Source organism: Flavobacterium sp., from assembly GCF_003525665.1.
Lineage (GTDB): Bacteria > Bacteroidota > Bacteroidia > Flavobacteriales > Flavobacteriaceae > Flavobacterium.
On record NZ_DQDX01000131.1, the window covers coordinates 1 to 14,578 of the forward strand.

Annotated in this window: 10 protein-coding genes, 1 tRNA gene and 1 pseudogene; 6 read left to right on the top strand and 6 right to left on the bottom strand. The window is 30.5% G+C overall.

Features of this window, described 5'->3' with window-relative positions:
* The first annotated feature begins 47 nt into the window (after positions 1–47).
* The 6 genes from DIU01_RS09340 (at position 48) to DIU01_RS09360 (ending at position 6,916) form a co-directional block, all read left to right on the top strand.
* Positions 48–1,547 carry a hypothetical protein gene (locus DIU01_RS09340; protein WP_290833791.1) on the top strand — a complete coding sequence of 500 codons (1,500 nt, stop codon included), beginning with the start codon at positions 48–50 and terminating at the stop codon, positions 1,545–1,547.
* 9 nt (positions 1,548–1,556) lie between these two features.
* The gene (locus DIU01_RS15600) at positions 1,557–1,787 is read left to right on the top strand and encodes a helix-turn-helix domain-containing protein (RefSeq protein ID WP_367221920.1); all 231 of its coding nucleotides are present in this window, start codon (positions 1,557–1,559) and stop codon (positions 1,785–1,787) included.
* 126 nt (positions 1,788–1,913) lie between these two features.
* Positions 1,914–2,090, top strand: coding sequence for a hypothetical protein (locus DIU01_RS09345; protein WP_290833793.1), 177 nt, complete (start codon positions 1,914–1,916; stop codon positions 2,088–2,090).
* A 60-nt stretch (positions 2,091–2,150) separates the two neighbouring features.
* Entirely contained in the window at positions 2,151–3,848 is a 1,698-nt protein-coding gene (locus DIU01_RS09350; protein WP_290833795.1) for a S8 family serine peptidase, read from the top strand.
* Position 3,849: 1 nt separating this feature from the next.
* Complete coding sequence (locus DIU01_RS09355) at positions 3,850–6,060, top strand: lantibiotic dehydratase family protein (protein WP_290833797.1); 2,211 nt, start codon at positions 3,850–3,852, stop codon at positions 6,058–6,060.
* Between the two features lies 1 nt (position 6,061).
* Positions 6,062–6,916, top strand: coding sequence for a thiopeptide-type bacteriocin biosynthesis protein (locus DIU01_RS09360; protein ID WP_290833800.1), 855 nt, complete (start codon positions 6,062–6,064; stop codon positions 6,914–6,916).
* Between the two features lie 2 nt (positions 6,917–6,918).
* Here the strand turns inward: DIU01_RS09360 and DIU01_RS09365 are convergent, their stop codons facing one another.
* The 6 genes and pseudogenes from DIU01_RS09365 to DIU01_RS09390 all read right to left on the bottom strand — a co-directional run.
* Positions 6,919–8,160, bottom strand: coding sequence for a site-specific integrase (locus DIU01_RS09365; protein WP_290833802.1), 1,242 nt, complete (start codon positions 8,158–8,160; stop codon positions 6,919–6,921).
* A gap of 259 nt (positions 8,161–8,419) precedes the next feature.
* Positions 8,420–8,507: transfer RNA gene (locus DIU01_RS09370), tRNA-Ser, on the bottom strand.
* 157 nt (positions 8,508–8,664) lie between these two features.
* Positions 8,665–9,795 (bottom strand): 3,4-dihydroxy-2-butanone-4-phosphate synthase, encoded by a 1,131-nt coding sequence (gene ribB, locus DIU01_RS09375; RefSeq protein WP_290833804.1) that lies wholly within the window; start codon positions 9,793–9,795, stop codon positions 8,665–8,667.
* Between the two features lie 478 nt (positions 9,796–10,273).
* A pseudogene (locus DIU01_RS09380) lies at positions 10,274–11,689 on the bottom strand (LptF/LptG family permease); the annotation flags it as partial.
* Between the two features lie 6 nt (positions 11,690–11,695).
* Positions 11,696–12,358, bottom strand: coding sequence for an outer membrane lipoprotein carrier protein LolA (locus DIU01_RS09385; protein ID WP_290833806.1), 663 nt, complete (start codon positions 12,356–12,358; stop codon positions 11,696–11,698).
* On the bottom strand, positions 12,342–14,578 hold a 2,237-nt coding region (locus DIU01_RS09390), incomplete at its 5' end, for a DNA translocase FtsK (protein WP_290833807.1). The genes DIU01_RS09390 and DIU01_RS09385, both read right to left, overlap by 17 nt.

A 14,578-nucleotide genomic window follows, 5' to 3' on the forward strand; every position in this document is an offset into this window, starting at 1 on the left:
GCTCTAAATAAGTTGTTTCTCCCCAAGACTACTATAAATAATTATTTATGAAAAAAAATGGATTGATAAAACTATTTATTTTTCTTTTTTCTGTTTGCTTGTGTGGGCAAGTTAAAAATAAAGAGGATTTAAAGAAGATGAGTTATGATGATTTAAAAGAACATTACAACAAATCGACCAATAAATTAGAGAAAGTAAAGTACGCAACTTTATATTTAAATAAAGGTAAAAAAGAAAAAAGTAATATCAATATTGCCAAAGGTTATTACTGGTTCGCGCTATTAGAATATGATATTGACAATAAAAAAACACTCAAATTACTTGATAGTGTTATAAAATATTCTAAAAATAATTACAGCGATAAATATTTCCCTGCCGCCGCTTATTGCGACAAAGGTATCTTTTTAGAGAAGGATTATCGTTTTAAAGAGGCGATTAAAAACTATAATTTAGCTGAAGATTTCGCAAGCAGAAATAATCTTGATTACTATTATGTAATTAGAGAGAATATAGCCATTTCTAAATCAGAGAATTTAGGAGAGGTTGAAGAAGCATTAATTGTGTACCAAGAATGTTTTAATTACTTCAAAACAAAATACATAAAAGACAAAAAATATGGACAAAATTATCTGTATGCAATTTTTGGATTAGCTGATGTCTATAAATCTTTGAAGAAAATTGATTCGTGCACTTATTATAACAAGCTAGGATATGCTGTGTCCAAATCTACAAATAATGATAGTTTTCAATACATGTTTGTTTTAAATGAAGGAGCAAATCAAGTTTTAAAAAAAAATTACATAGCGGCAATTGACAGCATAAATAATGCCTTGCCCAAACTTAGAAAATTAAATAATAGTGATAACGTTTTTGCTTCCTATTTTTATTTTGGCAAAGCTTATGAAGGTCTTAAGAATACTAAACAAGCATTAATTAATTATAAAAGGGTTGATTCTATTTACCAACTTGATAAAAAAATAATGACACCTGAATTTACAGACGGCTATTTTTATCTGATAAAATATTTTAAAAGAGTAGGAGACAAGAATAATCAGTTAAAGTATATAACTACATATATGACCATTGATAGTACTTTACAAAAGAATTATAAAGAATTAAACAAGTTGTTACAAAAAGAATATGATTTCCCACATTTAGTGAAAGAAAAGGAAAGTTTAATAGCGTCGTTAAAGAACAAAACCAAGTTTTATTATTGGGGCATTTTATGCCTATTACTAATTATTATTGCATTGGTTATTTATCAACAACGTAGTAAGAGAATATATCGTTTAAGGTTTGAAAAAATCATTGCAGAATCCAATACAACAAAAGAGAAAAAAACAATTATAAATACCAATGAATCTATAGCTATTTCGAACGAAGAAAATCAACTCAGCAAAGATAAAATCAAAGAAGTTACTATTAATGAAGAAATTGTGTCACTTATTCTAAAAAAGTTAGCAACTTTTGAATATGAAAAAGGATTTTTAAGCAGTAAAGTGTCCGTAAAAATGCTGTCAGAGGATTTTGAAACTAATAGCAAATAATTATCAACGATTGTAAATGAATACAAAAACAAAACTTTCGTAAATTATATAAACGATTTAAGAATTGAGTATGCCGTACTTAATTTACAAGAGAGTAAAATAGCGAGAAAATTTACTTTACAAGCACTTGCTATTGAATATGGATTTAATACCGCCGAATCCTTTTCGACAGCATTTTTTAAAAAAACAGGATTAAAGCCCAGTTATTTCATAAAAGAGCTAGAAAATAAAATAGGCTAATTATCAAGGAATTAAAGAAATATAAAACTCGAAATTCCCGAATTCCGATAAGTACTTGCTTTTTTTTCTGTAAAATGACACATCATTAAAATATATTTGAAGTGTCAAATATTTAAATTAATAATTATGAAAACTAAAAAAGAAAGTAGGTTTACTTTAGAGAAATTTGAGGTAGCTAAATTGAAAAGTTCAACAATGAGAAAAATTGTTGGCGGATTAAGTGGTGAATTAGGCGATGACCCAATTGGCGGAGGTGAAGTTACTAAAACTGTGCGAGGTCAAGGTGGTGGTGGTAATGGATAATCAATAATCTTTCAACCTTCTCTTTTAAAAAAAAGTGAAGGTTGTTTAAAAAAAAAACGAATGAAGTCAATAAATATATTAATGGTTTCTTTTTTGCTATGCATGGGCTGTAAAGCAATAAAAGAGACTAAGTCAAAAGTTGTAGTAGCAGATAAATTATCGAACTTAGAATTGCAAACATGGCATCAATTGGATAATCACCTTGATGGAATACCAGGGATTTCATTGAATAAATGGTATTCTATTAATAAAACGAGTGCTAAACATAAAATTATAGTTGCAGTGATTGATACTCAAATAGATCTTGAGCATGAGGATTTGAAAGGTCAATTATGGACAAATGAAAAGGAAATTCCAGATAATAAAATTGATGATGATGATAACGGCTACATCGATGATGTAAATGGGTGGAATTATCTTGGTACAAAAAGTGGCAATTATGTAGTTTGGGCCAACTATTCATATGTAAGATATGTAAGAAAATGGCAGCCTATTTTTGGAGATAAAAAGAAAGAAGATATAACTGCTGAAGAACTGAATAATTATAATGAATATTTAAGAGCTTCAAGCAAATTAAAATCAGAAAGAGCAAAGTATGAAAATTGGTTAAATTCATTGATTTATGCTGTTGATTTTTTTCCAAAATCTAAAGATACTCTCAAACACTTTTTTCCAAAGGAAGATTACACTTATGAACAGTTAGATAGTTTGTATAAAATATATAAAATTAATGATAAAATTTTCCGTCAAAGACGTTTGGATAAAGATCAAGATTTAGGTGCATTAATTGATTTTATGAGAGTAAGATTTGAACAGGATGAGAAAACGTTAGATAAGGTGCTTGATATGAAAGAACAGGTGGACTCATCCTATAATAAAAATTTGAATATTGACTATAATGAACGTTTATTTATAGATGGAGCAACCGATGAATTTAAGAAAGGATACGGGTCTAATAATGTAAATTATAAGATAAAAGGTATTCGTTCTTTCAATACACACAATACAGAAGTATCGGGTATTATTGCAGCTAATAGAACTAATGCGATAGGTATTAATGGATTTTCTAGCAATATTAAAATAATGCCAATAACAATTGTACCATCAGGAGATGAATATTGTAAAGATGTTGCTCTAGCAATTAGGTATGCTGTTGATAATGGGGCTAGAGTTATAAATATGTCCTTTACCCAAGATTTTTCAGTCGATAAAGAATTAGTTTTTGAAGCAATAAAATATGCAGAAAAAAACAATGTTTTACTAGTTCATTGTGCTGGAAATGATGGTTACGATATAGATATAAATCCAAAATACCCTACAGATAAAGAGTATAGCTCTGGATCTAAAGAATTTAGTTCTAATTTTATTAATGTTGGTTCAATAAGCAAAAACTTAGATAGTTCATTTGTTTCTAACTTTTCTAATTATGGTAAAGAAAATGTAGATTTATTTGCTCCAGGAGAAGAAATATACACCACGATACCCGATAACAAATACAGATTTGATTCTGGAACTTCTCTTTCGGGACCAATGGTCTCAGGAACAGCTGCTTTACTATGGTTGCATTACCCAAAATTAACTGTTCAAGAAGTAAAACAAATTATTTTAGAGTCTGGGACATCCTATGACATAGATGTTTTGGTACCTGATGGCGAAGGCAAAAAAATACCTTTTAAAGAGTTATCAAAGTCGGGAAAAGTATTAAATGTGTTTAATGCCATGAAAATGGCAAAGCAGATGAGCAAGCTAAAAAAGTGAAATGAATAGAGCAGCAATAAAATCATTTCAAAATTATGTTTTAAGAACTCCTTCGTTTTCCATATCAGTTTATAAAGAATTAGTAGATAAGTATGATTTTGATAAATTAGTATCAATCTACAATGATAAATTTTTAAAAGAAGCCATAACAATAGCATCACCAGATTTAGTAGAAGCATTAAACAAATATAGTTCAGATCCAAAAGGCTTTTCAATTGATAAAAAAGAATCCTTAGAAATTTCACTCTTAAAATACTTAGGTAGAATATGTTCTCGTTGCACTCCTTTTGGTTTGTTTGCAGGTTGTTCTGTTGGCTCATTTAATAATGAAACTTATATTGCCTTAACTACAAAAGAACATTTCACAAGAGTTACGCAATTTGATATGCAATTTTGGTCATCTCTTTTACATGACCTTTTCAAAAGAAATGATGTAAAACCATTTCTTACTTATTTTCAGAATAGTTCCCTTTATTCAATTTCGGAGTTTTACAGATATGTTGAGTATAAGTATGTAAATAAAAAAAGAGAATATGCAATTAATGCCATAAGAAAATCAGATTACCTAGAGATGTTACTAGAAGAAGTCAGAAAAGGACTTACGATTGATAGAATGGTTGAACTATTGGTTTCTGATCCTTCAGAAAATGAAGATGCTTTTGAATTCATAAATGAATTAATTGACTCACAGATATTAGTAAGTAATTTAGAATCAACAATTACTGGTTTTGATGAATTACAAAGAGTTTTAGATATTATTTATGAAATTCCAACACTAAAAAAGGAATCGCAAATAATAGAAAAAATCAAAAATCAACTTATTCTACTTGATGAAACTATTCGTCCTGTTAATGATGTCAATTTTGAAATAAAAAAATTAATAAATGAATTAGGTGTTAACTATGAGGACAAGTATCTTTTTCAAATTGATATGAACACTTCAACAATTGTTAACACCATCAATTATTCTGTTTCTAAAAAAGTAAAACATACCATTACTTTTTTAAACAGTATAAATAAAAGCCAAAGTTCTATAAATCAATCTAATTTTATCAAGTCTTATGAAAAACGATATGAATCAAGAGAAATGCCATTGGCACAAGTATTAGATTCTGAGTTAGGAATTGGTTATTTAAATAATGAAATGAAAGACACTAATCCTATACTTGACAAATTTTCATTTTACAAGAAAGAAAGTGAAAACATTATTGAGACTTGGACAAATTTTGACTATCTACTTCAAAAAAAACTGTACGAATCAACTTTAAATAAATCCTTGCATATATCTATCAGCGAGAATGATTTTCCAAGTTTTGCATTGGATGCTACTTCTATTCCTGCAACATTTTCTGTAATGATTGAATTAATTAAAAATGATAATCAAGAGCAAATTATATTTGATACCTCAGGAGGCATGAGCGCAGCTAAATTATTAGGAAGATTTTGTAATATAAATGAATCTATATTGGATTTAACCAATGAAATTATTGAAAAGGAAAAAGTATATTATAATGATAAAATCCTAGCTGAAGTAGTTCATATTCCAGAGGCTCGAACAGGAAATATTTTAAGGAGACCAATACTTAGAGAATATGAAATTCCTTACTTATCAAATTCAGATGTGAATTCTGACTTTAAAATAGACATTAATGATTTGATGGTATCTATCCAAAACAACAAAATAATATTGAGATCAAGGAAACTTAATAAAGAAATAATACCTTGTTTGTCAAATGCACATAATTATGGAAAGAATTCGTTACCAATTTATCATTTTTTATGTGATTTACAGTCTCAAGGTAACAAACCAATATTTAGTTTTAGTTGGGGTGTTTTAGAATCTCATTACTCATTTTTTCCAAGAGTTTACTACAAAGATGTGATTGTTTCAAAAGCAAAATGGAAAGTTAAGTTAGATGAAATAAAAGAGTTTTATGCTTTAAATGATTATAATTTACTTAACAAATTTTCTATTTGGAAAAATAATAAAAACATTCCAAGATATGTAAATTATGTACAACATGACAATACTCTATTATTGGACTTAGAAAGAGAAATAGGGATTAAACTATTTTTTAAATCAGTAAAAACAATCAACAAAATAATACTAGAGGAGTTTCTTTTTACTGAAGATTGTATTGTAAAAAACACTATTGATGAAGGTTTTACCAATCAAGTTATAGTGTCTTTTTATAATGAAAAAGCCCTGTAAAATGAAAAGAAGTTTTTCTTTAGGAAGTGAATGGCTTTATTATAAAATATATACAGGAGTAAACACAGCAGATTATATTTTAACTGAAAAATTAAATCCTGTTATTGAATCGCTCCTAGAAAATAAAACAATTAGTAAGTGGTTTTTCATTAGATATAATGATCCCGATGACCATATTAGAATTAGATTTAATTGCGAAAGTGTTGAGAACGTTACCGAAGTAATTAAAAAACTCTACCCTATATTTGACGAATTAATAGAATCCGATGTAATTTGGAAACTACAAACAGATACTTATCAGAGAGAAATTGAAAGATATGGCGCAGGTACAATTATGGAATCGGAAAGTATTTTTTATTTTGATAGTGAAATGATATTAAATTATGTTGCTTTAAAACAATATTTTGAAAAAGAGGAGACTCAATTACTTTTTAGCTTTTTGGCTATTGATAGCTTTCTGAATTCATTCCATTTAACTATTAATGATAAATTATTATTGTTAGATAATCTGCAAGAATCTTTTAAAAAAGAATTCAACGTTGATAAACAGTTAAAAAAGGAATTTGACAAAAATTACAGAGAATTGTCCGTTGAAATAGACGCTTTATTATCCAAGAAAGTTGATAATGAATTTGCAGAACTTTTCGAAGCTATTTATGAAAAACAGTGCAAAGTTAATTTGCTAGTTCCAAGTATAAAATCCAATATTCAAATTCCGTTAAATTCATTTTTAGTCAGTCACATTCATATGATGATTAACAGACAATACCAATCTAAACAAAGAACGTACGAGTGTTTGATCTATGATCACATGTATAGATATTATAAGATGGTTAGTTATAAAAACTCAAATTAATATTATATTATCTTTTGTTTGACATTTATTGTACATGAAAGTTTCTCTTTCAAAATTTTCATGTCTTCACTTACCTTTCTATCCAATACTTTCGCATAATGTTGTGTAGTTCTCAAATTTTTATGCCCGAGCATTTTGCTTACGCTTTCAATAGGAACGCCATTGGTAAGTGTAACGGTAGTTGCAAAAGTATGTCGAGCAATATGAAAGGTTAGCTCTTTTTCAATTCCACAAACACCGGCTATTTCTTTTAAATACGCATTCATCTTTTGGTTGGATAGGATGGGAAGTAGTTTATCCTCGTTATTACATTGTGGATGATTTTCGTATTTGTCAAGTATCATTTGTGTAACAGGAAGGATTGGAATTTTGGAAGCACTTTCCGTTTTTTGCCTGTGAGTGAATATCCATTTCTCACCATCAATACCGAAGCTTATATGTGACTTTGTTAAGTTTTTGACATCTATGTATGCTAAACCAGTAAAGCAGCTGAAAAGGAAGATATCGCGCACTAGAGAGAGTCTTTCTGTTTTGAATTCTTTTTCAATTATCGATTGTATTTCAGCTTCGGTAAGATAAACTCGTTCAACTTCCTTAACTTTTGATTTATAGTTTGCAAATGGATTTTTATCAAGCCAGTCATTGGCCAAGCAGAGCTTGATTATTTTATTGAAGTTTTTTAGGTATTTGACAGCTGTATTATTAGCACAATTTCTAACACTTCTTAACCAAAATTCGTAATCGGTTATAAAAGCATGATCAATTTTTGTAATATCGATATCGGAAACATTGTATTTCCACTGCATGAATTCAATAGTGTGTTTCAATGAAGTAGTGTAACGTTCCAATGTTCCAGGAGCGTATTCTTTGCCAACCAATTCTTTAATTTTGTTGTTGTGGTCTTGGAAGATAGGAACGAGCATACGTTTAGTTTCTGATAAACCAAATAATTCATTCTTTAGATTTTCAGAAGTAAGATTAATGTCTTTTTTGAAAAGTTTCTTTTCTGCTTCTAAAACTTGACTTTTTAAATAATCCAGATGACTATTGATTGTTCTAGCTTCTTCTGTAGAACCTTTTACTTTGCTACCTTCTGAGGACCATTTTTCAGGATTAATGTATTTGTTGGTGCTAAACTCAAAACGTTTAGCATTGACTGTAACTCGAGTGTAGATTGGACAAACTCCTAAATTGTTGACTTTTGCTCTTTTGATGTAGAAGAGAATTGATACTGATGTGTTCATTGTTGGTGACCTTAAAGTTAGTATTAAATTTATTCGATTTAAAAACTACACACAAGATGTATATTTTTTGAATATGTTATTGAACACCTTGTAGTAGCGGTGCTTTCGTTTCGAGGTGTCACTTAAAATTTAATTTTTTAGTGACACCTTTAAAGACACCTAAACTTTGAGATTTAATGAATAATTTGATATAGCCCTGAATGAAAAAACCCACTAAACTGTTGAATTTAGTGGGTTTTAGTACCGTTTGTATTTCTACTGGCGGAGAAAGAGGGATTCGAACCCCCGGACCTGTGACAGTCAACAGTTTTCAAGACTGCCGCATTCGACCGCTCTGCCATTTCTCCAGTTTGAGCGTGTGCAATTCCTCATTGCGAGTGCAAATATAAGAACCTTTTTTTGTTTTCCAAATAGATTTTAAATAAAAAAACGATTAATTTTTGTTTAAAAAAGTAATCGTTTCATTTTCTTTAGGTTAAGATAGTATTTTTTTTAAATATTTTTTTAATAATTTACATATTCTATAATTTCTAAGCCATATCCAATCATTCCAACACGTTTTGTTTGCTCTGTATTAGAAACTAGTCGTATTTTAGAAATATCAATATCATGTAAAATTTGAGCTCCAATTCCGAAATCTTTGGAATCAATAATGATTTTTGGAGCTTTCATAACACCTTGACTTTGCAATGTTTTTAATTCGGTTATTCGCTGTAATAGATTTACCGATTGCATGTCCTGATTAATGAATATTACCGCTCCGCGACCTTCTTCATTAATTACTTTAAACATGTCATCCAATTGTTGGTCGGCATTGTTGGTCAATGTTCCCAATAAATCATTATTTACTTGTGATGAGTTTATTCGAGTTAGGATAGGCTCGTCTGCATTCCAAGTTCCTTTTGTTAAGGCAATGTGCACTTGTTTGTTGGTAGTTTGTACATACGCTCTCAAACGAAATGTTCCAAAACGAGTTTCTATATCAAAATCTTCTTTTTTTACTATTAAGCTATCGTGTTGCATTCTGTAAGCCACCAATGCTTCAATAGAAACCAATTTTAAATCGAATTTCTTAGCAACATCTACCAATTGTGGTAAGCGTGCCATTGTACCATCGTCATTCATGATTTCTACAATAACTCCAGCCGATTTAAATCCGGCCAGTCTTGCAAAATCAATTGCAGCTTCTGTATGACCAGTTCTTCTTAAAACACCACCTTGTTTAGCAACCAATGGGAAAATGTGTCCTGGGCGCGCTAAATCGTGCGGTTTTGTATTTTCATCAACTAATGAAAGAATAGTTTTTGCTCTGTCTGAAGCCGATATTCCTGTAGTAACTCCATTTCCTTTTAAATCAACAGAAACAGTAAAAGCAGTTTCCATGTGATCGGTATTGTTGCTAACCATAGCGTGCAATCCTAATTCCTTGCAACGACTTTCTGTAAGTGGCGCACAAATTAATCCGCGACCATGAGTTGCCATAAAGTTGATCATTTCTGGTGTAACCTTTTCGGCTGCAGCCAAAAAATCGCCTTCGTTTTCTCGATCTTCATCATCCACCACGATGATCACTTTTCCTTGACGGATATCTTCAATGGCTTCTTCTATTGTGTTAAGTTGTATAGTATTTGACATTTGTAATTGTGTTGTAGATAAATTAATTATCCGTGTTTTGAAGTGCTTTTTGGAGCTCTTTTTTATTGTAAAAATAGATGATTGGATAAAAAGGGAATCCTAAAGTAATAGAAATCTCTATTCCTGGTTCAAATTTAGTGTTGCGTAAGTTTCCAATTTTATCGAGTTTTCTTTGTGTAGTATAGATTTTATAGGAAAGAACTAGGATTGATACAATCAAAATTAGTACAGTTACAATCGAACTTATAAAAAGTGCAATAATCGATACAACAAACGTGATTGCATAAATAATCAAAGTGATTTTAGTGTCTTTATAATATTCTAAAACCAATGAATTTATATCTGATTTACCTGAGATTGATTTTTCAGTATTTGAAGAAACTTCACTTGAAATTAAATCACTTTCTTTAATTGAAATTTGTTCTTCTTTAACAGTTTGAGTTGCTAAAGTTTTGTTTTGTTTTGAAGCTAAATATTTCTGAATCGGAACTAATATGACATCTAAATTAATTACGCCTCCAATATCTTTTATTGCTCTGTAAGTTAACAATACTGCAAGCGGAGTTAAAACAATAGTTGACATCCAAGTTCCTAAAAATGGAGTAATTCCGTCTTCTTGTGCCAGTTTTTTACCAAAAGTGTTTATGAAGTGAAAGATTATAAAAATGGTTACAGCAAATACAATTGGCATTCCTAAACCACCTTTTCTAATAATTGCTCCAAGTGGTGCGCCAATAAAAAACATCAAAATACATGAAAATGCAATTACAAATTTTTCATATAGTGCAATCCAATGTCCGTTGATATTTTTCTGTTTTTCTTCCATTTCAAATTTGGAACTTTCAATAGAAAAAACAGTACTTTCAACATTTGTTATAGCGTATTTTATTGCTTGCGTTTTTTTACCAGTGTCTAAATCGGCTAGAAGATCTTTATTGAAATTGGTCTTTTTTGTTTGAATAGTTGAATCAGCAATACTAAAATTTACGGATTTATTGTTGATGTTTATTCGTTGATAGATATTCTCAGTAAATGATTTTATATCTTTTTTATAATTGGTATTTAACGAATCTAAGGTGTAATTTAACTCACCAACGTTAAGCATTGTATTGGTATTGGCAATTTCTCCGGTCTCAACATTTGTATTAAGTTTAGACAAATCAATGTTGATTACATCTTTCTTAAAAGTGGCTTTTGCAAATGGCATTCGCTCACGCTCTTCATATTTTTTTGGAGTGATGTCTTCATAATAGTTTCCATCGAAAAGAACTAACTTTAAAGTATTGGAAGATTCGCTACTTATAAGTTCGCCGCGTTTGGCCTTAATGACGGTTTTGTTTCCATCACCATTTGGAGATTTTATATGAATTAGAACGCCATCTAATAAATTTCCTTTGTCACCCGATTTTTTGTCGACTTTGATAGTGTAGTTTCCTATTTCACTAAATTGCCCTTCGGCTATAGCCATTGCTGGACTTCTTTGAGCAATATTTCGTCTAAAATTGATGAATTTATATTCGGCAAACGGAATTACATTATTTGCAAATACGAATGCAATCACACTCAGAAATACAATAAATACGGTTAAACTTCGCATACTTCTTTGAAGCGAAATACCTGAAGATTTCATTGCGGCAAATTCGTAGTTTTCGGCTAAGTTCCCAAAAGTCATGATGGACGCCAAAAGAACTGAAAGTGGCAATACCATTGGAATAATTCTTGGCATTGCAAATAATAGAAATTTTAAAATCAATAGTATTTCTAAATCCTTTCCGGCTAGTTCTGAGATGAATAACCAAACGGTTTGCAATATGAATATAAAAAACAAGATTACAAATACCGTGGTAAATGTAATCAAGAATGTTTTTAATAAATACTTATCTAATATTTTCACAAAGGGCTAATCTAATTTATTGATGTAGTATTTTGGATATTTACTAGCCACAAAGGTAAATTGATTTTTTGATAAAGGCTGATTTGTTTTAAAAGAATTAACAGTCAAAGTTGTTTTTGTACCGTTTTTTCCAATTTCAATAAGATTATAGATGTGTTTCGTCTGTACATCAATACCAAGTAAGATCTCTTTACGTTGGTCTTTTGCACTGTTCGGAATCAATTTTATGTACTGAATTTTTCTTCCTTTTACATTTTGTGGAATATCCATGTAATATTTGTATCCGCTATTGAAAAAAGTTAGCATTTTTGCTGGTGTAATGGCTTTATCATCAGAATCATTTACGCTAGAAACAGTAACTTCTTCGTCTTCAGGAATAATAGTATATGATTTTTTACCATCATATATTTTAGTTACGCCCATAAAATTCAACACATATTTGTTGCCTTCAATAGTTACATTTCCTTTGCTATCCTGATTTATGTTCTCTTTAGCATTGTTTAAAGTGTATTTAAAATCGATAGCAATATTTTTATAGCTTTTCACTTTAGCCGTAACATCATCTAAAAGTGCTTTAGCTTTTTTGTCTTGTGCATTTACAGAAATGCTAATAATTAATAGAAGTGCAATTGAAAATAATCGTTTCATTTTACTAATTGTTTTGTTCATTGTTCAAAAATTGATCGAGAGCAACCAAGTCAGGAATGTTTACACTTCTTGCTTTACTGCCTTCAAATTGGCCAACAATTCCGGCTGCTTCCAATTGATCTATCAATCTTCCGGCGCGGTTGTAGCCTAGTTTCAATTTCCTTTGCAATAATGATGCCGAACCTTGTTGAGCGGTAACAATTATTTCTGCAGCATCTCTAAATAGGGCATCTCGTTCAGAAATATCGATGTCTAATTTTACGCCACTATCTTCGCCGATAAACTCTGGAAGCATAAAAGCATTAGGATAGGCTTTTTGTGAACCAATATATTCTACAATTTTTTCAACTTCTGGCGTATCCACAAAGGCACATTGCACACGAATTAAATCATTTCCATTTGAAAACAGTAAATCTCCACGACCAATTAATTGATCGGCACCACCAGAATCTAAAATCGTTCTTGAATCAATTTTGGATGTTACTCTAAAGGCAATTCTTGCTGGGAAATTCGCTTTAATCATACCTGTAATTACATTAACCGATGGTCTTTGTGTGGCAATAATTAAGTGAATTCCGATAGCACGAGCTAATTGAGCCAAACGCGCAATTGGTGTTTCCACTTCTTTTCCGGCAGTCATAATTAAATCGGCGAACTCATCGACAACCAATACTATATAAGGTAGAAATTGGTGTCCGTGTTCTGGATTTAATTTTCGAGATTTGAATTTTTCGTTGTATTCTTTGATGTTTCTAACCATCGCATCTTTTAATAAAGAGTAACGGTTGTCCATTTCAATACAAAGCGAATTTAAAGTATTGATTACCTTGCTGTTATCAGTGATAATTGCATCTTCAGAATCAGGTAATTTTGCTAAATAATGTCTTTCGATTTTATTGAAAAGTGTCAATTCTACTTTTTTCGGATCGACCAAAACAAACTTCACTTCGGCAGGATGTTTTTTGTATAATAACGAAGTTAGAACAGCATTTAAACCAACCGATTTTCCTTGTCCTGTTGCTCCAGCCATTAAAAGGTGAGGCATTTTGGCAAGGTCAAATACAAAGGTTTCGTTCGAAATTGTTTTTCCTAACGCAATTGGTAATTCCATTTCGGCTTCCTGAAATTTAGCAGAAGAGATCACGGTTTTCATCGGAACCATTGTTGGGTTTTTATTTGGAACCTCAATACCAATCGTACCTTTTCCTGGAATAGGAGCGATGATACGAATTCCTAATGCCGATAATGAAAGCGCAATATCGTCTTCTAAACTCTTAATTTTTGAAATACGAATTCCGGCTTCGGGAACAATTTCATATAACGTTACCGATGGTCCAACGGTTGCTTTAATTTGAGCAATATCAATTTTGTAGTTACGAAGCGTTTCTACAATTCGATTTTTATTTTCTTCTAATTCTTCTTGGTTGATTGTAATTCCAACACTTGAATATTCTTTCAATAAATCAATTGTTGGGAATTTATAATTTGATAGTTCCAAAGTTGGATCGAATAAACCAAAGTCAGCTACAAGTCGTGATGCTAAATTTTCTTCAACAATATCTTCATCTTGCGCTTTTTCAATTACAAAAGCTTCATCGTTGGTTTTAATAATTTCAGGCTCTGCTGGAGTAACCGAAAGAGTAGGAGTAACTGGTTCAACAATTTTAGGTTGCGATTTTAAACTCGGTTCCAATTCGATTTCAGAATAGCTAGAAATGGTCGGTTTTAATGCTTCTTTGTTGATTTCAAATTGCGATGCAGGTTTTAAAACAATGTCTTCCAAATTAAAATCGGCTTCTTCATCCTTATCATCAATTGCAAATTCTTCCAAATTGTATCCAGCGCCATTTTCATTAATTGCATTTACAACTGGAGTTAACTCGTCTTTCATTTCCGATTTTTTCTTCTCGAAAAACGTTTTGATACTATCTGGTGAAATCTTAATTTTGAATAATAAGTAGATAATAATTCCGAAAACTAAAACCAATAAAGTTCCGATTTTTCCAATGTAATCTTGAAAAAACAAGTTCATTTCATAGCCAATTGTTCCACCAAGTTCGGGTAACGAATTAGCAAAAAATCCGAATAAAATGGATAAAACTATAATGGCAAACAAATCCCAAAACCAAGTTGATTTTAGTTTTTTAAGCGGTAAATCTAAAACCAAAAACGCTCCAGTTACAAAAAACAATTTCACAAAAAGAAACGATGCTGCGCCAAAACCCTTATAAATAAAGATGT

Bases quoted from the DNA above. Each gene is read 5' to 3' on its own strand.
- DIU01_RS09340 (WP_290833791.1), top strand. From the start codon at position 48: ATGAAAAAAAATGGATTGATAAAACTATTTATTTTTCTTTTTTCTGTT.
- DIU01_RS09345 (WP_290833793.1), top strand. From the start codon at position 1,914: ATGAAAACTAAAAAAGAAAGTAGGTTTACTTTAGAGAAATTTGAGGTA.
- DIU01_RS09350 (WP_290833795.1), top strand. From the start codon at position 2,151: ATGAAGTCAATAAATATATTAATGGTTTCTTTTTTGCTATGCATGGGC.
- DIU01_RS09355 (WP_290833797.1), top strand. From the start codon at position 3,850: ATGAATAGAGCAGCAATAAAATCATTTCAAAATTATGTTTTAAGAACT.
- DIU01_RS09360 (WP_290833800.1), top strand. From the start codon at position 6,062: ATGAAAAGAAGTTTTTCTTTAGGAAGTGAATGGCTTTATTATAAAATA.
- DIU01_RS09365 (WP_290833802.1), bottom strand. From the start codon at position 8,160: ATGAACACATCAGTATCAATTCTCTTCTACATCAAAAGAGCAAAAGTC.
- ribB (WP_290833804.1), bottom strand. From the start codon at position 9,795: ATGTCAAATACTATACAACTTAACACAATAGAAGAAGCCATTGAAGAT.
- DIU01_RS09385 (WP_290833806.1), bottom strand. From the start codon at position 12,358: ATGAACAAAACAATTAGTAAAATGAAACGATTATTTTCAATTGCACTT.